21 protein-coding genes are annotated in these 20,723 nt (G+C 70.0%); 15 read left to right on the top strand and 6 right to left on the bottom strand.

Annotation, left to right across the window (positions count from 1 at the left end; translation table 11 throughout):
* Positions 1-114: 114 nt before the first annotated feature.
* Both EV675_RS02240 and EV675_RS02235 read left to right on the top strand, forming a co-directional pair.
* Positions 115-1,104 (top strand): Bug family tripartite tricarboxylate transporter substrate binding protein, encoded by a 990-nt coding sequence (locus EV675_RS02240; RefSeq protein WP_130355796.1) that lies wholly within the window; start codon positions 115-117, stop codon positions 1,102-1,104.
* Positions 1,062-2,006, top strand: coding sequence for an amidohydrolase family protein (locus tag EV675_RS02235; protein ID WP_242621306.1), 945 nt, complete (start codon positions 1,062-1,064; stop codon positions 2,004-2,006). Before EV675_RS02240 ends, EV675_RS02235 begins: the two co-directional genes overlap by 43 nt.
* Positions 2,007-2,013: 7 nt before the next feature.
* On the opposite strand, the gene metK is transcribed toward EV675_RS02235, so the two are convergent.
* On the bottom strand, positions 2,014-3,174 hold the full coding sequence (gene metK / locus EV675_RS02230) for a methionine adenosyltransferase (protein WP_130355795.1): 1,161 nt from the start codon (positions 3,172-3,174) through the stop codon (positions 2,014-2,016).
* Between the two features lie 266 nt (positions 3,175-3,440).
* Between metK and EV675_RS02225 the strand changes: the two genes are divergently transcribed.
* Positions 3,441-4,286 carry a lysophospholipid acyltransferase family protein gene (locus EV675_RS02225; RefSeq protein ID WP_130357872.1) on the top strand — a complete coding sequence of 282 codons (846 nt, stop codon included), beginning with the start codon at positions 3,441-3,443 and terminating at the stop codon, positions 4,284-4,286.
* An 8-nt stretch (positions 4,287-4,294) separates the two neighbouring features.
* Here the strand turns inward: EV675_RS02225 and EV675_RS02220 are convergent, their stop codons facing one another.
* From EV675_RS02220 to EV675_RS02210, 3 genes are read right to left on the bottom strand one after another with little or no spacing between them, the layout of a single operon-like run.
* Positions 4,295-4,696, bottom strand: a complete 402-nt coding sequence (locus EV675_RS02220) for a cupin domain-containing protein (RefSeq protein WP_130355794.1) — start codon at positions 4,694-4,696, stop codon at positions 4,295-4,297.
* Complete coding sequence (locus EV675_RS02215) at positions 4,680-5,561, bottom strand: carbon-nitrogen hydrolase family protein (RefSeq protein WP_130355793.1); 882 nt, start codon at positions 5,559-5,561, stop codon at positions 4,680-4,682. The genes EV675_RS02220 and EV675_RS02215 overlap by 17 nt, the downstream gene beginning before the upstream one ends.
* Complete coding sequence (locus tag EV675_RS02210) at positions 5,558-6,436, bottom strand: beta-keto acid cleavage family enzyme (protein ID WP_423213206.1); 879 nt, start codon at positions 6,434-6,436, stop codon at positions 5,558-5,560. The genes EV675_RS02215 and EV675_RS02210 overlap by 4 nt, the downstream gene beginning before the upstream one ends.
* A gap of 111 nt (positions 6,437-6,547) precedes the next feature.
* Here EV675_RS02210 and EV675_RS02205 point away from each other — a divergent pair, with 111 nt between their 5' ends.
* From EV675_RS02205 to EV675_RS02175, 7 genes are all read left to right on the top strand, one after another.
* Entirely contained in the window at positions 6,548-7,264 is a 717-nt protein-coding gene (locus EV675_RS02205; protein WP_130355791.1) for a TetR/AcrR family transcriptional regulator, read from the top strand.
* 205 nt (positions 7,265-7,469) lie between these two features.
* Positions 7,470-8,435, top strand: coding sequence for a tripartite tricarboxylate transporter substrate binding protein (locus EV675_RS02200; RefSeq protein WP_130355790.1), 966 nt, complete (start codon positions 7,470-7,472; stop codon positions 8,433-8,435).
* A gap of 4 nt (positions 8,436-8,439) precedes the next feature.
* Complete coding sequence (locus EV675_RS02195) at positions 8,440-9,789, top strand: CapA family protein (protein WP_130355789.1); 1,350 nt, start codon at positions 8,440-8,442, stop codon at positions 9,787-9,789.
* Complete coding sequence (locus EV675_RS02190; protein ID WP_130355788.1) at positions 9,789-10,583, top strand: aspartate/glutamate racemase family protein; 795 nt, start codon at positions 9,789-9,791, stop codon at positions 10,581-10,583. The genes EV675_RS02195 and EV675_RS02190 overlap by 1 nt, the downstream gene beginning before the upstream one ends.
* A 28-nt stretch (positions 10,584-10,611) precedes the next feature.
* On the top strand, positions 10,612-11,430 hold the full coding sequence (locus tag EV675_RS02185; RefSeq protein WP_130355787.1) for a sugar phosphate isomerase/epimerase family protein: 819 nt from the start codon (positions 10,612-10,614) through the stop codon (positions 11,428-11,430).
* A gap of 14 nt (positions 11,431-11,444) precedes the next feature.
* On the top strand, positions 11,445-11,741 hold the full coding sequence (locus EV675_RS02180; protein ID WP_165404389.1) for a putative quinol monooxygenase: 297 nt from the start codon (positions 11,445-11,447) through the stop codon (positions 11,739-11,741).
* Positions 11,742-11,779: 38 nt separating this feature from the next.
* Positions 11,780-12,751 (top strand): Bug family tripartite tricarboxylate transporter substrate binding protein, encoded by a 972-nt coding sequence (locus EV675_RS02175; RefSeq protein ID WP_130355785.1) that lies wholly within the window; start codon positions 11,780-11,782, stop codon positions 12,749-12,751.
* A gap of 22 nt (positions 12,752-12,773) precedes the next feature.
* Here the strand turns inward: EV675_RS02175 and EV675_RS02170 are convergent, their stop codons facing one another.
* Positions 12,774-14,420, bottom strand: coding sequence for a DEAD/DEAH box helicase (locus tag EV675_RS02170; protein ID WP_130355784.1), 1,647 nt, complete (start codon positions 14,418-14,420; stop codon positions 12,774-12,776).
* A gap of 88 nt (positions 14,421-14,508) precedes the next feature.
* Here EV675_RS02170 and dapF point away from each other — a divergent pair, with 88 nt between their 5' ends.
* The 3 genes from dapF to xerC all read left to right on the top strand — a co-directional run bounded on the left by dapF (position 14,509) and on the right by xerC (position 17,143).
* Positions 14,509-15,384: a diaminopimelate epimerase gene (gene dapF, locus EV675_RS02165; RefSeq protein ID WP_130355783.1), complete on the top strand. Its 876-nt coding sequence runs from the start codon at positions 14,509-14,511 to the stop codon at positions 15,382-15,384.
* A 65-nt stretch (positions 15,385-15,449) separates the two neighbouring features.
* Positions 15,450-16,118 (top strand): DUF484 family protein, encoded by a 669-nt coding sequence (locus EV675_RS02160; protein ID WP_242621305.1) that lies wholly within the window; start codon positions 15,450-15,452, stop codon positions 16,116-16,118.
* 65 nt (positions 16,119-16,183) lie between these two features.
* Positions 16,184-17,143 carry a tyrosine recombinase XerC gene (gene xerC / locus EV675_RS02155; protein WP_130357871.1) on the top strand — a complete coding sequence of 320 codons (960 nt, stop codon included), beginning with the start codon at positions 16,184-16,186 and terminating at the stop codon, positions 17,141-17,143.
* Positions 17,144-17,149: 6 nt separating this feature from the next.
* Here the strand turns inward: xerC and EV675_RS02150 are convergent, their stop codons facing one another.
* Positions 17,150-18,100 carry a LysR family transcriptional regulator gene (locus EV675_RS02150; protein ID WP_165404388.1) on the bottom strand — a complete coding sequence of 317 codons (951 nt, stop codon included), beginning with the start codon at positions 18,098-18,100 and terminating at the stop codon, positions 17,150-17,152.
* 147 nt (positions 18,101-18,247) lie between these two features.
* On the opposite strand from EV675_RS02150, the gene EV675_RS02145 reads away from it, so the two are divergent.
* The gene (locus EV675_RS02145; protein WP_165404387.1) at positions 18,248-19,189 is read left to right on the top strand and encodes a Bug family tripartite tricarboxylate transporter substrate binding protein; all 942 of its coding nucleotides are present in this window, start codon (positions 18,248-18,250) and stop codon (positions 19,187-19,189) included.
* 14 nt (positions 19,190-19,203) lie between these two features.
* Positions 19,204-20,721, top strand: a complete 1,518-nt coding sequence (locus EV675_RS02140) for a sulfatase-like hydrolase/transferase (protein ID WP_242621304.1) — start codon at positions 19,204-19,206, stop codon at positions 20,719-20,721.
* Positions 20,722-20,723 lie beyond the last annotated feature (2 nt).

Genomic DNA, 20,723 nt, shown 5'->3' with positions numbered 1-20,723 from the left:
ATCACGAGCGGGGCGGCATGCAAGGAATTCATGGACTGGTGCAAAACAATCATTTGAGGCGGGTCGGCCACCGCCACTAAGCTCAGCGTCCCGCAAACCAGGAGGCGAGATCCGATGCCGTGCCCATACCCTGTCCGTCGCGCGTGGCTGCATGCCGCCGCCTGCCTCGCCGCCGGCGTGGCGCTGGCCGCTCCGGCGCAGGCTGCCCGCTACCCGTCCCGGCCGGTCACGCTGGTGGTGCCGTTCTCGGCCGGCGGATCGGTGGACGCCGTGGCGCGCATGCTGGCCGCGCAGCTCGGCCGGCGGCTCGATGCCCAGTTCGTGGTCGAGAACGTACCCGGCGCCGGCGGCGTGATCTCCACCCAGCGCGTCGCGCGCGCGGCGCCCGACGGCTACACGCTGCTGTTCACCACGCCCAACCACACCATCAATCCGGCGATCACGCCGCGCCTGTCCTTCGATACGGAAAAGGACTTCGCGCCCATCGGACTCGTCGCGCAGATCCCCGAGCTGCTGGTGGCCAGCGGCAACCAGCCCTTCGATGACTTCAAGGGCTTCGTCGATTTCGCCCGCAAGAACCCGGGCAAGCTGACCTACGGATCGGCGGGCAACGGCACGCTGCCCCACGTCACGACGGAACTCCTGCTGCAGCGGCTCGGCATCCAGGTCGTGCACGTGCCGTACAAGGGGGCGGCGCCGGCGCTCAACGACCTGCTGGGCGGCCAGATCGCGGTCAAGATGGACACGGTCACCACCTCGCAGCCCCATTTCGCCAGCGGGCGGATCAAGCCGCTGGCCATCGCCAGCGCGAAGCGCTCGGCGCTGCTGCCCGACGTGCCGACCATCGCCGAGTCCGGCGTGCCAGGCTACGAAGGCATCCTGTGGCTGGGCGTGCTGGCGCCCGCGGGCACGCCGCGCGAGGTGATCGACGCGCTGCACCGGACGATGGCCGAGATCGGCAAGGATCCCGCCTGGAACAGCCAGTTGCAGGCGGCAGGCGTGGAGCCCAGGACCAGCACGCCCGAGGATTTCGCCGCCATGATCTCGGCCGAGATCCGGCAATGGAAGGACGTGGTGCGGCGTGCCCGCATCACGGCGAACTGATGGAGAACCCCATGCCCGGCCAGGACGGGCTCCCGCTGACGCCGCCGCCCGATCCGCATCCGCGCAAGCCCCGGCTGGCGGCGCCGGCGGGCGCCATCGATTGCCACGTCCACTTGTTCGGGCCCGCCAGCCGCTATCCGTTCCACCCGGGCAGCAAGTACCGCTCGGCGGACGCGCTGCCCGAGACCAACATCGCCTTGCAGGACACCTTGGGATTGTCCGGCGCGGTGGTGGTCAGCGGCGCCGGTTACGGCCAGAATCCGGACCACCTGGCCGAGGTGCTGGAGCGCTTCCCGGATCGCTTTCGCGGCGTGGCGCTGCTGCCCGACGACGTGGATCGCGCGCGGGTGGCCGAACTCGACGCGCTGGGCGTGCGCGGCGCCCGCTTCGTCAGCCATGGCCACCGCGGCGCCTTGCCCCGATTGTCGTCGCCGCGCATTCCCGAGCTGATCGCGGAGTTCGGCTGGCACGTGCAGTTCTATCCGCACGGCACCGACCTGGTCGAGCATGCCGATGCGCTGCTGCGCCTGCCCAACCGCATCGTGCTGGACCATTTCGCCTGCATTCCCGCCGCGGGCGGGTCGGACCAGCCGGCCTTCCGGCGGCTGCTGGAACTGCTGGATACCGGGCGCGTGTGGGTGAAGATTTCCGGCCCCATGCGTTGCACGGCGCAGGACTACCCCTATTCGGAGGTCACGCCCTTGGTACGCGCGCTGGTGCGCCATGCGCCCGAGCGCCTGCTGTGGGGCAGCGACTGGCCGCACACGAACATGCAGGGCAGGGGTATGCCCAACGACGGCGATCTGTTCGACCTGCTGGCCGAGTGGGTGGAGGACCGCCCGGTGCTCGAGCGGATCCTGGTTCGCAACCCGCGCGAAGTCTACGGCGACTTCGGCGGGTAGCGGGGCGTTACCGAGCGGACCGCAGCGCCGCCGCCTTGTCGGTGGCTTCCCAGCTGAACTCCGGCTCCGAGCGGCCGAAGTGGCCGTAGGCGGCCGACTTCTGGTAGATCGGGCGCAGCAGGTCCAGCATGTTGACGATGCCCTTCGGACGCAGGTCGAAGTGCTCGCGCACCAGCTTGGCGATCTGGTCGTCGGGGATGACGCCGGTGCCGTAGGTGTCGACCGTGATGTTGATGGGCTCGGCCACGCCGATGGCGTAGCTGACCTGGATCTGCGCGCGCGTGGCCAGGCCGGCGGCGACGATGTTCTTGGCCACGTAGCGGGCGGCATAGGCGGCCGAGCGGTCGACCTTGGACGGATCCTTGCCCGAGAAGGCGCCGCCGCCGTGCGGGCACGCGCCGCCATAGGTGTCGACGATGATCTTGCGCCCGGTCAGGCCGCAGTCGCCCTGCGGGCCGCCGATGACGAAGCGGCCGGTCGGGTTGACCAGGTAGCGCGTCTTGTCGGTGATCAGGCCGTCGGCGAAGGTCTTCTTGATGATTTCCTCGATGACGGCCTCGCGGATGGTCTCCTGGCTGACGTCGGGCGAGTGCTGCGTGGACAGCACCACGGTGTCGACCTCGACCGGCTTGCCGTCGACGTAGCGGAAGGTGACCTGCGACTTGGCGTCGGGGCGCAGCCACGGCAGGCGGCCGTCCTTGCGCAGCTCGCTCTGGCGCTGCACCAGGCGGTGCGCATACCAGATCGGCGCGGGCATCAGGTCGGGCGTTTCGCTGCACGCGTAGCCGAACATCAGGCCCTGGTCGCCGGCGCCCTGATTCAGGTAGTCGTCCGAGGCGCGGTCCACGCCCTGGGCGATGTCGGGCGACTGCTTGTCGTAGGCGACCAGCACCGCGCAGCCCTTGTAGTCGATGCCGTAGTCGGTGTTGTCGTAGCCGATGCGCTTGATGGTGTCGCGCGCGACCTGGATGTAGTCGACGTTGGCGCGCGTGGTGATCTCGCCCGCCAGCACGACCAGGCCGGTGTTGCACAGCGTTTCCGCGGCCACGCGCGAGGTCGGGTCCTGCGCGAGGATGGCGTCCAGGATGGCGTCCGAGACCTGGTCGGCGACTTTGTCGGGGTGTCCTTCGGAGACGGATTCCGAAGTGAAGAGGTAGGAATTGGCCACTCGATAGTCCTTTGAAAGCTGACCGGCGCGCACGCCGGCTATCGGTTCCGCGGCGTGTTGCACGTTGCTGGGTCTTGGACCTGTGGCGAGCAGCGACGCTTTAGCGGCATTTATGCGCGCACCGGACGGGCCGGCGCCGCGATCGCCCCGCAAGTTGTCTGTTAACTCGGCGATCTCTTCCATTTTAGGGGAAAATCCCGATGGAGCCCACCCCCCTTGCCGGCAACGTGGCGGCGGGGCTTGTCATTCGAGGTTCGGATCGTTCGATGCTGCTGACTTTCTATCGTTTGCTCGCGCGGCTGCCGCTGGGCTGGCTGCACCGCCTGGGGCGCTGTCTGGGACTGCTGGTGTATCGCGGTTCCGCCGACTATGCCGCGCGCCTGCGCGCCAACGCCGCCCTGGGCGGCTATGAAGGCGAGGATTTCGCGCGCCGCTCGGCCGCCGCCGCGGGCGAGGGCGCGCTGGAGATCCCGCGCGTCTGGTTCCGGCCCGACCGGGCGCTGGCCGAGTGCCGCACCGACGACTGGGACGCCGTGCAGGGTGCGCTGGACGAGGGCAAGGGCATTCTGTTCCTGACGCCGCACCTGGGCTGCTTCGAAGTCGCGGCGCGCTACTACGCGCACCGGGGCGGCCCCATCACGGTGCTCTACCGGCCGCCGCGCAAGGCCTGGGTGTCGCAACTGGTCGAAGGCGGCCGGCGCGGGCCGAACCTGGATACCGCGCCCGCCAACCTGCAGGGGGTGCGCCAACTGGTGCGGGCCCTGCGCCGCGGCGAGGCGATCGGCATCCTGCCGGACCAGGTGCCCGGCAACGGCGAAGGTGTGTGGGCGCCGTTCTTCGGCAAGCCCGCGTTCAGCATGGTGCTGCCCGGCCGGCTGGCGGCGCAGACGGGCGCCGCCGTGGTGCTGGCGGCGGGCGAGCGCCTGCCCGGCGCACAGGGCTGGAAGGTCCATTTCGTGCGGCTGCCCGGCCCGGTGCCCGAGACCGCGGAGGACCAGGCCGCCTGGGTCAACGCCGGCATGGAGGCCATGATCCGGCGTTGTCCCGAGCAGTACCTGTGGGGCTATAACCGCTACAAGGCGCCGCGCGGCGAGACCCCGCCCGCGGCATGACGCGCGCTTCAGTCGGTGAAGAACTTCGCCCCGCCGAAGAAGCGGTTGGGCTTCATGAAGACCGACAGGAAAGTCGCGCCTTCCGGTGCGCGGGCGATGTGGATGTTGCCGCCCGGCCGCCAGACGAATCCCCCCGGGCCGACCTCGCCCTCGTCGTCCACCAGGCGTCCGGACAGGATGTAGGTCTGCTCCAGCGCCGTGTGTTCGTGCAGGGGCACGACCGAGCCGGGCGCCATCCGGAACAGGATGGTCGACATGCCGCTGTCGGCGTCGGCGTAAAGGATCTTCATGTCTATGCCGGGGAAGTCGGTCGGATGCCAGGCCATGGCGGCCGCGTCGACGTAGCGCGAGCGAAGGTTCGAGGGCTGGCTCGTCCTGGCGGGCGAGCGCTGTTCATGCGGTTGTGTCATGAGGCATTCCGTCGGAGGGAACAAGTAGGGAAGGGCCGGCCAGCCGCACGCTGAACGTGCGTTCGTGGGACAGGCCGGGCAGCTCCGCGCGGACCCGGGCCACGGCGGCCAGGTCCAGCGGAACGACCAGGCAGCCGGGCTCGTCGCCCAGTTCGCCCAGCGTGTCGCCCCAGGGGTCCAGCGCCAGGCTGTGGCCGTAGCTGGCCCGGCCGCCGGGGCTGTCGCCGCAGGTGGCGGGTGCCAGCACGAAGGCGCCGTTCTCGATGGCGCGGGCGCGCAGCAACGCATGCCAGTGGGCGGCGCCGGTGGCGCGGGCGAAGGCGGCGGGGACCACCAGGATCTGCGCGCCGGCCAGTGCCAGCGCGCGATACAGCCCGGGAAAGCGCAGGTCGTAGCAGATGGAAAGTCCCACGCGCCCCCAGGGGGTATCGACCGCGACGGCTTCGTCGCCCGCGGTATAGGCGGACGATTCGCGTATCGTCCGGCCGTCGGGCAGCGTGGCGTCGAACAGGTGAAGCTTGTCGTAGCGGGCGGCCACGCGGCCGTCGGCGTCGAACAGCAGGCTGCGGTTGAACATGCGGCGCGGTCCGTCGGGCGTCACCAGCGAGCCCAGCAGCACCCACATGCCCAGGTCCCGCGCGAGGCCGCGCACGGCGGCTTCGACGTCGCCGGCGCGGTCGGCCGCGGCTCGCATGGCCTGCCGGCTGCCGTGCAGCATGGCGGCGTACTCGGGCAGCAGCAGCCACTGCGCGCCCTGGCGGCGCGCCTGCACGGCCAAGGCCGCCAGTTTGTCCAGGTTGCGGTCCAGGTCCGGGCCCGGCCGCAGCTGCGCCAGCGCGATGCGCAATGGTTCTTCCGGGGTCATCGCGGCGGCAGTCCGATCATGCGCCGCGCCTGGTCGGGCGTGGCGGGTTCCATGTCGAGCGCATGCAGAATCTCCACCGCGCGCCCGACCAGTTCCGCGTTGCTGCGGGCCTGCACGCCTTGCGACAGGTACAGGTTGTCCTCCAGGCCCACGCGCACGTGGCCGCCCAGCAGCGCGGCCTGGGCCAGCATGGGGAATTCCTGGCGGCCGATGCCGAACGCCGCCCAACGCGCGCCCGCCGGCAACTGGCCGCGCAGGTGCATCATGGTCTCGCTGTTGGCGGGTGCTCCCCACGGCACGCCCAGCACCAGTTGCCACAGCGGTTCGGGCTCGATCACGCCGCGCTCGATCAGATGCCGCGCCAGCGCGATGTGGCCGGTGTCGAAGATCTCCAGTTCGGTTTTGGAGCCGGCCTCGCGGATCACGGCGGCGATGGCCTCGATGTGGTCGGGCACGTTGATCAGCGCCCCTTTGCCGAAGTTCAGCGACCCCATGTCCAGCGTGCAGATCTCCGGCCGCAGTTCCAGGATGTGGGCGCAGCGCTCGGCCGGCGGGCGCAGGTTGGAGCCCGCCGCCGCGGTGTTCGGCGCGGACGCATCGGGCAGGAAGCGCGCGCCGGCGCCGGTGGTCAGGTTCAGGATGACGGGCGAGACGCTGTCGCGCACGCGCTCCACCACTTCCCGGTACAGCGCGCGGTCCAGCGACGGCTTGCCGGTGGCCGGGTCGCGCACGTGGATATGGGCGATGGCGGCGCCCGCGCGGCAGGCTTCGATGGCCGATTCCGCGATCTGGCGTGGCGTGACCGGGACGGCCGGGAATCGCCCGGCCGTGTCGTCCCCGCCCGTGATGGCGCAGGTCAGGATGGGGGTAGGCACTGTCTTCTCCATAAATACATACGTTTGTTTAAATTATAGGCGAGGCAAAATAAGACGGTCAACGCTTACGACGTACAATCCAGACTCGTTCTCCGTTACGGCCTTCCATCCATGACCCGCAAATCCGCTTCCGCCGTGTCCGCCCCGCCCGCCACGCGCGTCCGGCCCCGTGGCTCGCAGAACGCGGCCGGAGAAGAAACGCGCACCACCATCCTCGACGTGGCCGAGCGCATCTGCGCGGCGGAAGGGTTCGAAGCCTTGTCGGTGCGCGCCATCAGCGACGCGGCCGGGGTCAACCTGGCCGCCATCACCTACCACTTCGGCGGCAAGTCCCAGCTGTTCGAGGAAATGTTCCGGCGCCGCGTCGTGCCCCTGAACGATGAACGGCTGGCGCTGCTGGATACGGCGCTGGCCAGCGGCGCTCCCACGCTGGAAGCGGTGGTGCGGGCCTTCGTCGAGCCACCGATGAAGCTGACCGCGGCGATCAACGCCCGCAGCAGCAACTCGGCGCTGGTGGTCATGCAGTTCCTGTCGCGCGCCTTCGCCATGCCGGGCGAGAACGAATTCCTGCAGACCTACTACGAACCCGTGCGCAGCCGCTTCATCCTGGCGCTCAAGCACTTCCTGCCCAGGCTGCCGCTGGAGGAAGTGATCTGGCGCTACAACCTGATGGTGGGCGGCATCATCTACGCGATGGGCGGCTGGGAACGCATGGAACGGCCCCCGGCGGCCTTCGCGTCCGCGCCGCTGCCGCACGTCCACCACCGGCCCGACGACATGGTCGACCGGATGGTGCGCTTCTTCCTGGCCGGTCTGCTGGCCGACTAGCCTCACGGCGCGGTCCCGCGCCGTCTCCCTTCCCGCGCTTTCCCCGCGCCTCCGGCGTACCTCTCCTTGTGGCGCGTTCGCCGTGGCGGGCGCATGCTTTTCGATCGATCGATGCCAGGGTTAACCCCGGTGGCGAGGGGTCGACGACAGCCTATAATCGCCACTAATAATTCAAACGTTGGTTTAATAAATGCGGGAGACAAACATGGTTCGACATTTCCTGGCGGGCCTGGCCGCCTGGACGCTGGCGGCATCCGCGCACGCGGCGGCCGGGGCGTGGCCGACGCATCCGGTCACCATCGTCGTGCCCTATGCGCCGGGAGGCGCGACCGACGCGGTCGCGCGGCTGGTGGGGCAGCGCATGGCGGAGAAGCTGGGGCAGCCCTTCATCGTCGAGAACAAGCCCGGCGGCAGTTCCAACATCGGCATGCAGGCCGTGGCGCGCGCGGCGGCCGACGGCTACACCCTGCTGCTGGTGGCCAATTCCATCGCCACCAACAACAGCCTGTTCGCCGACCTGCCGTTCGACGGCCAGCGCGACTTCGCGCCGGTGGGCATGATCGCCTCCGCGCCGCTGGTGGTGGCGGTGCCGGCGGCCTCGCCGTTCAAGACGCTGGGCGATCTGCTGGCCCGGGCCCGCGCCAAGCCCGGGGAACTGACCTACGCGTCGCCGGGCATCGGCAGCTCGGCCCACCTGGCGGGCGAGTCGCTGAAGCAGGCGGCGGGCATCGAAGTCCTGCACGTGCCCTATAAGGGCGCCGCGCCCGCGCTGTCCGACATGCTGGGCGGACGCATCTCGTTCATGCCGCTGAACACGGTCGAATCCATGGCGCACATCAAGGGCGGCAAGCTGCGCGCGCTGGCGATCGCGCGCGCCAGCCGCATGGACCTGCTGCCCGACGTGCCGACCGCGGCCGAGTCGGGCGTGCCCGGCTACGAGGAATCGGTGTGGTACGGACTGGCCGCGCCCGCGTCCACGCCGCCGGCGGTGCTGGACAAGCTGAACGCGGTACTGCGCGAGGTGGTCGACGAGGCGGCGGTGAAGCAGCGGCTGGTGGACCTGGGCGCGACGCCGTCGCCCGGCACGCGCCAGCAGTTCGCCGACTTCATCGGCCGCGAGCGCGCGCGCGTTGCCAAGGTCGTGAAGGCCGCCAACATCCAGGCCGAGTGACGTCATGTCTTCCAACGAGCCGGCATCCGGGGCGCGGGCGGTCACGATAGGCGCCGTGGGCGACCTCTACATCGGCAAGCCGCTGCGTGGCGAGACGGATCCGGGCTTCGCCGCGGCGGTGCGGGCCCTGCGCGCGTGCGACGTGCGCTTCGCCAATCTCGAAGTCCAGTTGCTGAGCCGTCCGACGGCGGCCGCGGCCCAGGCGCCCGGCGCGTGGGCGGGCGCGCCCGCGGAACTGGCCGGAGACGTGGCCTGGCTGGGCGTCAACGTGGCGTCCACGGCCAACAATCATGCCGGCGACTACGGTGCCGACGGCCTGCGCCAGACCGAGGCCGCGCTTGGCGACCTGGGTATTCCCCATGCCGGCACCGGCCCCGATCTGGCGCAGGCCTTGCGCCCCGCCGTGGTCGACACGCCGGGCGGCCGCGTGGCCGTGCTGGCCGTCTCGTCCAGCCATCTCGATCACGCGCGGGCGGGGCGCTCGCGCGACGACACCCCGGGCCGGCCGGGCGTCGCGCCGCTGCGCTTCGGCACGCGCTACCGCGTCGATGCCGAGGCCTATGCGGCGCTCGAACGCATCCTGGAACGCCTGCCCGCGGGCAAGCATCGCGAACATCCGCTGGCGCGCGCCTACGACGACGAACGCGGCCCGGCGCTGTCGCTGTTGGGCGCACGCTTCGTAAGGGGCGAGGATTTCGGCGTGGAGTCCTGGGCCGCGCCGGACGATGCCGCCGACATCGAGGCGGCGGTCCGTGCGGCGCGCCGCGACGCCGACTGGGTGCTGCTGAGCATGCACACGCACGAATACGACAGCCGGCCCGACGCGCCGCCGGACTTCGCGGTGGAGATGGCCCGCCGCGCCATCGACGCGGGGGCCGATGCCGTCATCGGCCACGGCGCGCACGGCGTGCGGGGCGTGCAGTTGCATCGCGGCCGGCCCATTTTCCATGGCATCGGCGCCTTCGTGTTCCAGCCCTATCTGTTTCCCAGGCAGCCCGCCGATTTCTTCGAAGCCTACGCGATGCGCGACGAACCGCTGGCCGACGTCTACCGCGCCCGGCGCGAGAACGCCGGCTTCTACCGCAAGCGCTCGGCCTGGGAAGCCTTGTTCGTCCGCCTGACCTGTCGGCGCGACGGCCCGCCCGCGTTCACGATGCAGCCGCTCACCTTGTGGGCCGAGGGAGAAGGGCCCGACGGCCTGCCCAGGCTGGCGCGCAACGGCGAGGGCCTGCAACTGCTCGAGAAGGTGCGCGACCTGAGCCGCGAACTGGGAACCGACCTGCGGCTGGAGGCCGCGCAACACCTTTTGCATGGGCACGGCGCTGCCGTGTCCGCCCAACCAAGGAGGCTGTAATGCGTATCTGGTATCAGCTCGTCTCGTCCGAGACCGGCATGGCGAATTTCCTGCGTGCCACCCAGGCGCTGTGCGACGGCGCCGCGCTGCCGGGGACCCGGGTGGAAGTGCGCGGCACCCAGCAGGGCGCCCTGGGCGACCAGTTCCGCCTGTTCTGGAACTACGATGTGCGCGAGATCATCGACAACGCGCTGGCCATCCGCCAGCAGGGCGGCTACGACGCGTTCGTGCTGGCCAACTCGCTGGACCCCGCGCTGGTCGAACTGCGCGAGATCCTCGACATCCCCGTGGTGTCCTTCATGGAGGTCTGCTGCTTCCATGCCTGCACCATGGGCGAGCGCTTCGGCCTGGTGGTGCCCAACGAGAAGATGGTGCCGCGCTATCGCGAGATCCCCATCGGCTATGGGCTGCGCGACCGGCTGGCCTCGGTCGAGTACATCGAGTTCTCGAATATCCGCGGCTTCGATGCCGTGTTCACCGATACCCGCGCCGGCGACGATTGCGTGGAGCAGATCCTGGCCGCCTCGCGCAAGTCCATCGAGCGCGGTGCCGAAGTGGTGATCCCCGCCGGGCCGTCGTCCACGCTGCTGGCCCAGCGCGGCATCTTCGAGGTCGACGGCGTGCCGCTGCTGGACTGCTACCGGCTGCTGGTCAAGGCGACGGAAATGGTCGTGGCCATGAAAGAGATGACCGGCGTGCACGTCAGCCGCAAGCTGCTGTACCAGGCTCCGCCCGAGGAATATGTGCGCAAGGTGGCCGAGGTGCGCAACATCGACGCCCTGCGGTCGCGGTGATGGCGCACCGGACCGGCGGGAGACGCGCATGATGCGGGAGCGGCTGGCCATCAACCAGATCACCACGCCCACCTGGTCGCTGGAACAGGCGATTGCCGGCTACGCGCGCCACGGCGTGCGTGGCGTGGGTGTGTGGCGCGACAAGCTGGCCGAATGCGGTGTGGCGCGGGCCCGCCGGCTGCTGCGGGACGCGGATGCCTGGGTGCCGTCGCTGTGCAAGGCGGGCGACCTGGCGCTGCTGCGCGAACGCGGGCCGGGCGCCGCGCTGGCCGATTGCCGCCAGGCCATCGACGAGGCGGCCGAGATCGGCGCGGGGGCCGTGGTGTTCGTCTGTGGGGGCGGCGCGGCGGCCGGCCTGGCGCGGGCGCGCATGGAAGTGCGGGACCTGCTGCGCGAGGCCGCGCCACTGGCGGCCCAGGCGGGCGTGAAGCTGGGCATCGAGCCCTTCCACCCCATGCATGCGGCCGAGCGGGGCTGCGTGAACACGCTGGCGCAGGCGCTGCGCCTGTGCCAGGAGGCCGGCCCGGGTTGTGGCGTCGTGCTCGACGTCTTCCACACGTGGTGGGATCCCGACCTGTACGACAGCCTCGCGCCGCATTGTCTGCCCCACATCGCCACCGTGCAGCTGTGCGACTGGCGCGTGCCCACCCGCCATCCGGTCAACGACCGCGCCATGATGGGCGACGGCGCCGCCGACCTGGCGGGGCTGCTGGCCTGCCTGGCGCGCAGCGGCTACGCCGGCCCGTACGAAGTCGAGATCTTCTCCACCGATTGGTGGGAGCGCGATCCGGACGAAGTGGTACGCATCGCCGTCGATCGCTGCCGGACCCTTCTTTCAAACCCATGAAACGGAAAGACACCATGCAAGCCATATCGCTGATCGTCGAGTTCTCCATCAAGCCCGAGCACCGCGAGGAATTCCTGGCGGTCATGCGGACGCACGCCGCCAATTCGCTCAAGGAGGCGGGCTGCCTGCAATTCAAGATCGTCACGCCGTCGGCACCGATGGACGACCGGGTCTTCCTGTTCGAGGAATGGAAGGATCAGGCCGCGCTGGACTGGCACCTGGCGCATTCCGCGCTGAACGACACGCGCAAGCGCTACGACGGGTGGATCTTCAACCGCCACATCACCCACGGCCGCGTGGTCGCGCCCTAGGAAGCGGGCACCGCCATTCCGACAACGAGGAGACACCCATGCATGCCCTGCCGCGCCTGATCGTGTTCATGTCGGCCGCCCTGCTTGCCGGACCGGCGGCGGCCCAGAACGGCTATCCCTCCAAACCCGTGCGCATCGTCGTCGGCGCCGCGCCCGGCGGGCCCACCGACCTGGTCGCGCGGCTGCTGGGTGACAAGCTGTCGCAAAGCATGGGCGTGCCCTTCATCGTCGAGAACCGCGGCGGAGGTGGCGGTGTGATCGCCGCCGAAACCGTGGCGCGGGCCGAGCCCGACGGCTATACGCTGCTGATGGGCACGGTCAGCACGCACGGCATCAACCCGACGCTGTACCGCAAGCTCGGCTACGACGCGGTGAAAGACTTCACGCCGATCTCCCTGGCCGTCACCTATCCGCTCGTGCTGGCCATCAATCCCGCCACCGTCCCGGTTTCCAACATGACGGAGTTCCTGGCCTATGTCCGCCAGCATCCGGACAAGGTGAACCGCGGTTCGGCGGGCAACGGCACCTCCATGCACATCGCCGGCGAGCTGTTCAACAGCCTGGCGGGCACCCGCATGACGCACGTTCCCTATCGCGGCAGCGCCCCCGCCGTGGCCGCCCTGCTGGCCGGCCAGGTCGGCGTCGACTTCGAGAGCATTCCCGTGGTCATGCCGCATGTGGAATCAGGCAAGCTGCGGGCCCTGGCCGTTACCAGCGCCAGGCGTTTCGAATCGATGCCGGATGTTCCCACCGTGGCCGAAACGCTGCCGGGCTACGAGTTCGTCGGCTGGCTGGGGCTGGTCGCGCCGGCGGAAACACCGCAGCCCATCGTCGAGATCTTGTCCCGCAAGATCGCCCTTGCCCTGCGCGACAAGGAGGTCAAGGCCAGGCTGCTGGCCCAGGTCATGCAGCCGGTGGGCGATACGCCGGAGGAGTTCGGGCGCTTCATCCGCAGCGAGATCGCCAAGCTGGGCGCGGTGGTGCGGGAGTCGGGCGCGACGGTGGACTGATGCCGGCGCGGCCGTCCCGCGCCTAGGACGCGCTTTCGAGTATCGCGCCCAGGCCATGTTCCATCGCATGCCGCGACACCACCAGTTCCAGACGCAGCATGGCGCGCGTGGCGCCCACGAAGAGCTTGCGTGCCGTCCGTTCGTCCAGGTGGTCGAAGTCGACCTCGGTGAAGACGACGGCCGGCGCGGCCTGGCCCTTGAAGCGGTAGACCGACTCCATCAGCACCTCGCCTTCCGAGAATTCGGGCTTGCCGAACAGGTCGTAGCGGCCCGTGAAGGTGCGCATGGCATGCGGGCCCAGCTGGGTCTGGCCCAGCACGGCCGAGCTTTCGCGGCCGCGGAAGCTGACCACCGCGATGTCGGCGCGCTTGAAGCCGGCGGCCAGGCACTGCGAGATGGCTTTCTTGGTGTGCGCCAGCAGTTCCGCCTCGTTGTCGTAGACCAGCACGCCCAGCCCGCCGGCGGCGATGGGGCCGCGCGGCTCGATGTGCTGGTCGTCGGGCAACAGGCGGTCCAGCAGCTTCACGATGCTGCGCGGGCTGCGGTAGTTGCTTTGCGCGCGCAGCGTGACCCAGTCCGGCAGGTGCACGGCCGGCTTGCCGTACAGGTTCTGCATCGGGTCTTCCAGCCAGACCATGCGCGCGTGCTCGCGCGCGTGGCGCAGGATCTGGTCGCGCCATTCGTCGGAGAAGTCCTGGCCTTCGTCGATGATGATGGTGTCGAAGCGCAGGTGCTCGGGCACGGCTTCGCGCGCGGCGCGCGCCACCAGGGTGGTGAAGGCGTCGGGGCCCGAGAAGTCCACCGGCTGTCCGGCGGCGTGCAGCACCTTGTCGCACAGGGTGTGGAAGGTGCACGCCAGGCCGCCTTCGGGGGCGATGCCGTTGAAGTGGTCCGCCAGCGGCCGGTTGAAACAAACGTACAGCGGCCGGCGGCCGGCGTCGATGGCGGCGCGGAATTCGGCGTGGGCGAGCTGGGTCTTGCCCGAACCGGCGGTGCCGATCACCCTGAGCCGGAACGGCTCGAACTCCAACCGCCGCGCCCAGTGCGCCAGGCCGCCCGAAATGCGGGTGACCAGCGCCCGCGCCTGCCCCACCAGGGCGTTGGCGTCGGGTTCGAGCTGGATGATGTCGTCCAGGAAGCGGCGCACGGCCGGCGCGGCCTGGGTGGCGGGCGCCTGCGGCAGCGCGAGCTGGATGACCGCGCACAGGCGGTCGCGTTCGGCGGCATCGACGATGCGTTCGGACGACAGCCCGGCGGTTTCCGGGTGGCGCACCGAGTAGTCCGGGCAGTACAGCAGGTATTCGACGCGGATGGCGTCCAGGTGCGGGCGCCGGGCCAGCCGGCCGCGCAGCACCGCCAGCTGGCGGGCGATCTGTATCGGCACGTTGGTGCTGTGGCTGGGGTATTTCTTGCAGAGCCCGTCGGCGGTTTCCTCCAGGAACCCGCTGACCTGCTCGATCAGCAGCAGGTCGCCGGCGGCGTTGACGATGGCGAAGTCGATGTCGCCATAGACCGAGAAGCCGTGCTCGACGTTGGTCCAGTGGACGGCGTGGTAGACGGTGTAGGAATCGGGCAGGCCGCGTTCGAGCGTGGCCAGGGTTTCGATTTCCCGGCGGGCGGCGCCGGTGGCGTTGATTTCCCGCCAACCGTCGGGGACGATACGAGCCATTGCAAGTTCCAGTAGACCGGCCAATCGCCAGAATACCAAGCTCCGCCCCGGGCGGCGCGCGGTGCCTGGCGCGGACTATAATTCCGGCATGACCTGGCACTTCACCAAAATGCATGGCGCGGGCAATGATTTCGTCGTCCTGGACGGCGTGCGCCAAGATATCCGGCTCACCCCCGAGCGGGCGCGCAAGCTCGCCCACCGGCAGTTCGGGATCGGCGCCGACCAGATCCTGCTGGTCGAGCGGCCCACGCGCTCCGACGCCGACTTCCGCTACCGCATCTTCAACGCCGACGGCGGCGAGGTCGAGCATTGCGGCAACGGCGCCCGCTGCTTCGTGCGCTTCGTCCACGAGCAGGGGCTGACCGACCGCAATCCCGTGCGCGCCGAGATCTGCACCGGCATCATCGTGCTGAACGAACAGGACGATGGCGAGGTCAGCGTCGACATGGGCCGCAGCAGCTTCGATCCGGCCGCCGTGCCGTTCGATCCGGCGGGCCTGACGCCCCGGCGCGAAGGCGCGGACGACGTCTGGCCGCTGGACGTGTCGGCGCCGGGCGAGGCCGAACGCATCGTCTGGGTGTCCGCCGTGGGCATTTCCAATCCGCACGCGGTGCAGGTGGTCGACGACGTCGACGCCGCGCCGGTGGCGTCCGTCGGTCCGCGGGTCGAGAGCCATCCGCGCTTTCCCCGCCGGGTCAATGCCGGTTTCATGCAGGTGGTCGATCGCCACAACATCCGGCTGCGCGTCTACGAGCGCGGCGCGGGCGAGACGCTGGCCTGCGGCACTGGCGCCTGCGCGGCGGTGGCCGCGGGCATCCGCCGGGGGCTGCTGGAGTCGCCGGTGCGGGTGCAGACGCGCGGTGGCGTGCTGACCATCGCCTGGGACGGCGAGCAACTGCTGATGACCGGCCCGGCCGTGACCGTGTTCGAAGGCACCGTCGACGTCGACCGCCTTCTGGGATAGAAAGGGGAACCCACCCCCTACGCGCTTCGCGCGCCCTTATATCAACAATGAATTCCGGAACATACATGGACGCCAACGAAGTCGCGCAATACCTCAAGGACAACACCGATTTCTTCGAACGGCACGCGGAGCTGTTCTCCACCATGAAGGTGCCCCATCCCCACGAGGGCAAGGCCGTCTCGCTGGCCGAGCGCCAGGTGCTGGCGCTGCGCGAACGCGTGCGTGGCATGGAGCTGCGGGTGTCGGAACTGGTGCGCGCCGCCTCCGAGAACGAACACATCTCCGACCGGCTGCTGCTGTGGAGCCGAGGCCTGCTCAAGGAACGCGACCCGCAGGCGCTGCCCGCCGCCGTCGCCGGCGGCCTGGGCGAGATCTTCAGCGTGCCCGACGTGGCGCTGCGCATCTGGGCCGATACCGCCCCGGGCGATGCCGAGGCCCCCTGGCGCGGCGAAGTCTCGGCCGATGCCCGCACCTTCGCCAATGGATTGATGTCGCCGTACTGCGGCCCCAACTCGGGCTTCGAGGCCTCCGCCTGGCTCGAGCGCGAAGTGCGTTCACTGGCCCTGATCCCCCTGCGCGTGGGCATCGCGCCCGAGGCCTTCGGGCTGCTGGTGCTGGCATCGCCCGACGCCGAGCGTTTCACGCCTTCGATGGGCACCACCTTCCTGACGCGTATCGGCGAATTGGCCAGTGCCTCGCTGTCGCGCCTGTTGACCGAGGCGCCGCGCGCCTGACCCGTACCGTGGCCGACGATCCCCATTCCGGTTCCGAGGCCACGGGGCCGGCGCTGGTCCGGCCCATGCTGGAATGGCTCGAACACCTGGGTTCGGGCCGCCGCTATTCCCCCCACACCCTGGCCGCCTACCGGCGGGACCTCGCCCATCTGGTCGAGCTGGCCGATGACGTGCCGCTGGAGCGCGTGTCGCAGGGGCACGTGCGCCGCTACCTGGGGCAACTGCACGCGCAGGGCATGAGCCCGCGCAGCCTGGCCCGGCTGCTGGCCAGCTGGCGCGGCTTCTACCAGTGGTGGGCGCCGCGCGTGGGCATGCCCGGCAATCCGGCGGCGGGCGTGCGCGGCCCCAAGGCGCCGCGCGGCCTGCCCAAGGCCTTGTCGGTGGACCAGACGCAGGCCCTGCTAGACCACACCCCGCCCGTCGCCGCCGAAGTCACCGGCCAGAACGCCGAACAGCGGCATGCCGTCGAATTGCGCGACACCGCCATGTTCGAGCTGTTCTATTCCAGCGGCCTGCGCCTGTCCGAACTGGTGGGCCTGGACACGGCCTACGCGCGCGAACCGGGCTACGAATCGTCCAGCTGGCTGGACCTGGCCGAGGCCGAGGTCAGCGTGCTGGGCAAGGGCAGCAAGCGCCGCATCGTGCCGGTCGGCAGCCGGGCCTGCGAGGCCCTGCGCGCCTGGCTGGACGCGCGTCCCGTCCTGGCCGCGGGCGGCGATGCCCACGCGCTGTTCGTCGGGCTGCGCGGCCGCCGCATCTCGGCCCGCGTGGTCCAGGCGCAGTTGGCCAGGAGAGGCCAGGCCGCGGGCGTGCCTACCCACGTGCATCCGCACGTGCTGCGGCACAGCTTCGCCAGCCACGTGCTGCAATCGGCCGAGGACCTGCGCGCGGTGCAGGAAATGCTGGGCCACGCCAGCATCTCGACCACCCAGATCTATACCCGGCTGGATTTCCAGCACCTGGCCAAGGTGTACGACAAGGCGCACCCTCGGGCGGCCCGCAAGGAGCCCGGGAAGAAGGAATAGGGCGGGCTACCTCAGGTAGCTTTCGCCCAGTTGCGCCGACACGTTCTGCACGCAGTCCAGGAACAGCCTGTCGCGGGCGTGCAAGGGGCGGTCGCGCAGGTGCAGCAGCGAGATGCGGCCGAACACCGGCGGCAGCGTCACCGGCACGATGGACAACTGTCCCGAGGATGCGAACAGCGTGGCGGTGGGCAGGGCCGCCACCGCCAGGGCCCGGCTGTTCTGCATGATGACCATGTTGGCCAGCACCGAGGCGCATTCGACGCCGAAGCGCGGGGGCGCGCCGCCGGCCTCCATGAAGATCAGTTCCAGGCCCCGGCGGGTGATGCCGTCGCCGGGCGGCAGTATCCACGGCCATTGCGCGAGCTGGGCCAGCGTGACGCGCCGCCGCTTCAGGATGGGGTGGCCGTTGGCGCAGACGGCGACCATGCGGATGTTGAAGAGTCCGATGTTCTCGACGTTGTCCAGGTGCTCGGCGGAGTGGAAGCGGCCGAGCAGGAAATCGAGCCGGTTGGCGCGCAGGCCGGCCATCAGGTCCTCGAAGGCGCCATCGTGCACCCGCACCGTCACGCCGGGCAGCAGCGACTTGATACGCAGGATGATGTGCGGCAGCAGCAGGGCGGTGGCGGACGTGTTCGCCCCGATGTTGATCACGCCGTCGATACCCGTGTCGACCGCGTCCAGGTCCTCGCGCATCCGGCCCAGCGAGCCCAGCACTTCCCGCGCGCGTTCGACGATGCCCAGGCAGTGCGTCGTCGGGGCCAGGCCCTTGGGCAGGCGTTCGAACAGGTTCACGCCCAGCATTTTCTCCAGTTCGCCCAGCGCCTTGGACAGCGCGGGCTGCGTCGTGTGCAGCAGCCGGGCCGCCTGGCTCAGGTTGCGCACCGAGGCGAGCGTCACCAGGATCTGGAGATGCCGCAGCTTCAGGCGGTCGCGAAGATACCAGTCTTCTCTGAGCATGTGAGCCGTCCCCGTGTGCCCCGGTGCCATATCCGGATGAATATGGCCCGCGGCGAATTCGCGATTGGCCTGCCGCCCGGGAAGCGGCCATCATTCCTGGCAAAGGACTTCAATCAGATCCCGGGAGACACGGCGATGAAAGCGCCCATGGTATCCAAGTTGGCTGGCGCCTGGTTCCTCTGCCTGGCGTGTTCGGCGCCGCAGGCGTCGACCTATCCCTCGCGTTCGATCACGATCGTCGTGTCCTCGGCGCCGGGCGGCGCGCTGGACACGGTTTCGCGCATCGTCGGCAATCAATTGGCCAAGGGGCTCGACACGCCGGTCGTGATCGAGAACCGGCCCGGGGCGAACGCCAGCATAGGCGCCAGCGCCGTGGCGCGCGCCCGGCCGGACGGCTACACGCTGCTGGCGACCAGCGAGAACGCCCTGACCATCGTGCCCGCGCTGATGCCGGAACTGCCCTACGACGTGCGGCGGGATTTCACGCCCATCTCCCTGCTCGCGACGCTGCCCATGGTCGTGGTGGCGAGTCCGTCATCGGGCCTGCGGTCGCTGGACAGCCTGCTCGATACCGCGAAGCGCAGCCCGGGCAAGCTGCGTTTCGGTTCGGCCGGCGACGCCTCCGTCCACTATGTCGGCATGGCCTTGCTGCAGAAGGCCGCGGGCATCGGCATGATGCACGTCCCCTACCGGGCCGGTCCGCAGGCCATGAACGACGTCATGGCCGGCAACATCGACACCATGCTGCTTGCTCCTGGGCCGGCCGAGCAGCAGCGCAAGGCGGGTCGGATGCAGGCGCTGGGGGTGACCTCGGCCCGCCGGCTGGACTTCATGCCCGACGTGCCGGCCGTGGCCGAGACCTTGCCCGGCTATACGTTCGAGGCCTGGTTCGGCCTGTTGGCCCCGGCCGGCCTGCCGGCGGACGTCTTGGCCAAACTCCATGCCGAGGTCGCGCGGGTGCTGGCGCTGCCCGAGGTATCGCGGCAACTGGCGGACGCGGGAATCGTCGCGACTTCGTGCTCGCCGGCCGAGTTCGCCCGGCGCATCGCGGCCGAGCGGGACCAGGTCCTGGAAACCCTGAGGAAATGAGGGCAGGCGAGCGCATGAACATCATCTTCATCACGTCCGACCAGCACCGCGGAGACTGCTACGGCTTCGAAGGCCGCCGCGTCAGCACGCCCCATCTGGACGACATGGCGCGGCACGGCACCCGCTTCGCCCATTGCGTGACGCCCAGCGTGGTCTGCCAGCCGGCGCGCGCCTCGATCCTGACAGGCCTGCTGCCCATGACGCACGGCGTCAGCGACAACGGCATCGACCTGCCGGCGGCGATGGGGGAACGGGGATTCGCCGCGGCGCTGTCGAACGCCGGCTATCGCACCGGGTTCATCGGCAAGGCGCACTTCGCCTCGCACCTGACCTTCGCGCCCACGGGCAGCCCGGAGTGCCGCCACAGCCAGGCGAACTTCGGCGCCGACTGGAATGGTCCCTACATGGGGTTCCAGCACGTGGAGCTGATCGTGGAGGGGCACAACAACCATCCTCCCTTCGAACCGCCCGCCGGGCAGCATTACTCGCGCTGGTACTACGGCGATGGCCGGGGGGCGGAGCGCAACGCGCTGTATTCCCGGGACCTGGGGCCCTCGACCGGCGGCGCCTGGGAAACCCATTACTCCGCCTTGCCGCTGGCCTGGCACAACTCGACCTGGATCGGCGACCGGACCCTGGAGTTCATCCGGCGCAACCATGACCGCCCGTTCGTCGTCTGGGCGTCGTTCCCGGATCCCCATCATCCCTTCGACTGCCCCGAGCCCTGGTCCAGGCTGCACGCGCCGTCGGACATCGATCTGCCACGGGCGCGGACGCGCCGCCTGGACGACAAGCCCTGGTGGCACCGCGCCTACCTGGAGGGCGTGTCCACCGCGGGCGGCGACGACCTGAGAAGCCTGCGCATCCGGCCGGCGAACGAGCCGCCGTCCGACGTCCAGCTCCGGCACATCATCGCCAACTACTACGGCATGATCTCGCTCATCGACCACCAGGTGGGCCGCATCGAGGCGCTCGTCTCTGAACTGGGCCTGGCCGGCGATACCCTGGTCGTCTTCACCTCGGACCATGGCGAATGGCTGGGGGACCATGGCCTGTTACAGAAGGGGCCGATGCTGTACGACGGGTTGATGCGGGTCGGCATGATCGCCAAGGGGCCCGGCATCCCGGCGGGCAGGGTCGTGGCCGATCCGGTGTCCACGCTGGACGTGGCCGCCACGCTGCTCGACTACGGCGGGGTGCCGGCCGCCGCGCCCATGCACGGCGCGACGCTGCGCGGCCTGATCGAGGGGCGCGACAGCCGCGAGCATGCCTTGTGCGAATGGGACCTGGGCGCCGGCCGCAGGGGTGTGCCGCTGCTGCTGCGGGCGGTGCGCACGGCGGATGCCAAGCTGACGGTGGAGATGCACAGCGGCGACGGCGAGATGTACGACCTGCAAGCCGATCCGCTGGAGACGCGCAACGTCTTCCACGAACCCGGGTATGCGGATTTGCGGACGCGGCTGGAGGCCATGCTGGCGGCGCGGCCCGACGACGTGTATGCCTGCAAGCCGGCGTACGCCGGCCTGGCTTGAGC

It is taken from the genome of Pigmentiphaga kullae (assembly GCF_004216695.1).
Lineage (GTDB): Bacteria > Pseudomonadota > Gammaproteobacteria > Burkholderiales > Burkholderiaceae_B > Pigmentiphaga > Pigmentiphaga kullae.
Note: the sequence above shows the minus strand (reverse complement) of the source record. Positions and strands in the feature narration are given on the sequence as shown.

Excerpts from the sequence above, each read along its gene's own strand:
- EV675_RS02240 (WP_130355796.1), top strand. The coding sequence starts at position 115 with ATGCCGTGCCCATACCCTGTCCGTCGCGCGTGGCTGCATGCCGCCGCC.
- EV675_RS02235 (WP_242621306.1), top strand. The coding sequence starts at position 1,062 with ATGGAAGGACGTGGTGCGGCGTGCCCGCATCACGGCGAACTGATGGAG.
- EV675_RS02225 (WP_130357872.1), top strand. The coding sequence starts at position 3,441 with ATGCTGCTGACTTTCTATCGTTTGCTCGCGCGGCTGCCGCTGGGCTGG.
- EV675_RS02220 (WP_130355794.1), bottom strand. The coding sequence starts at position 4,696 with ATGACACAACCGCATGAACAGCGCTCGCCCGCCAGGACGAGCCAGCCC.
- EV675_RS02215 (WP_130355793.1), bottom strand. The coding sequence starts at position 5,561 with ATGACCCCGGAAGAACCATTGCGCATCGCGCTGGCGCAGCTGCGGCCG.
- EV675_RS02205 (WP_130355791.1), top strand. The coding sequence starts at position 6,548 with ATGACCCGCAAATCCGCTTCCGCCGTGTCCGCCCCGCCCGCCACGCGC.
- EV675_RS02200 (WP_130355790.1), top strand. The coding sequence starts at position 7,470 with ATGGTTCGACATTTCCTGGCGGGCCTGGCCGCCTGGACGCTGGCGGCA.
- EV675_RS02195 (WP_130355789.1), top strand. The coding sequence starts at position 8,440 with ATGTCTTCCAACGAGCCGGCATCCGGGGCGCGGGCGGTCACGATAGGC.
- EV675_RS02190 (WP_130355788.1), top strand. The coding sequence starts at position 9,789 with ATGCGTATCTGGTATCAGCTCGTCTCGTCCGAGACCGGCATGGCGAAT.
- EV675_RS02185 (WP_130355787.1), top strand. The coding sequence starts at position 10,612 with ATGATGCGGGAGCGGCTGGCCATCAACCAGATCACCACGCCCACCTGG.
- EV675_RS02180 (WP_165404389.1), top strand. The coding sequence starts at position 11,445 with ATGCAAGCCATATCGCTGATCGTCGAGTTCTCCATCAAGCCCGAGCAC.
- EV675_RS02175 (WP_130355785.1), top strand. The coding sequence starts at position 11,780 with ATGCATGCCCTGCCGCGCCTGATCGTGTTCATGTCGGCCGCCCTGCTT.
- EV675_RS02170 (WP_130355784.1), bottom strand. The coding sequence starts at position 14,420 with ATGGCTCGTATCGTCCCCGACGGTTGGCGGGAAATCAACGCCACCGGC.
- dapF (WP_130355783.1), top strand. The coding sequence starts at position 14,509 with ATGACCTGGCACTTCACCAAAATGCATGGCGCGGGCAATGATTTCGTC.
- EV675_RS02160 (WP_242621305.1), top strand. The coding sequence starts at position 15,450 with ATGGACGCCAACGAAGTCGCGCAATACCTCAAGGACAACACCGATTTC.
- xerC (WP_130357871.1), top strand. The coding sequence starts at position 16,184 with ATGCTGGAATGGCTCGAACACCTGGGTTCGGGCCGCCGCTATTCCCCC.
- EV675_RS02150 (WP_165404388.1), bottom strand. The coding sequence starts at position 18,100 with ATGCTCAGAGAAGACTGGTATCTTCGCGACCGCCTGAAGCTGCGGCAT.
- EV675_RS02145 (WP_165404387.1), top strand. The coding sequence starts at position 18,248 with ATGGTATCCAAGTTGGCTGGCGCCTGGTTCCTCTGCCTGGCGTGTTCG.
- EV675_RS02140 (WP_242621304.1), top strand. The coding sequence starts at position 19,204 with ATGAACATCATCTTCATCACGTCCGACCAGCACCGCGGAGACTGCTAC.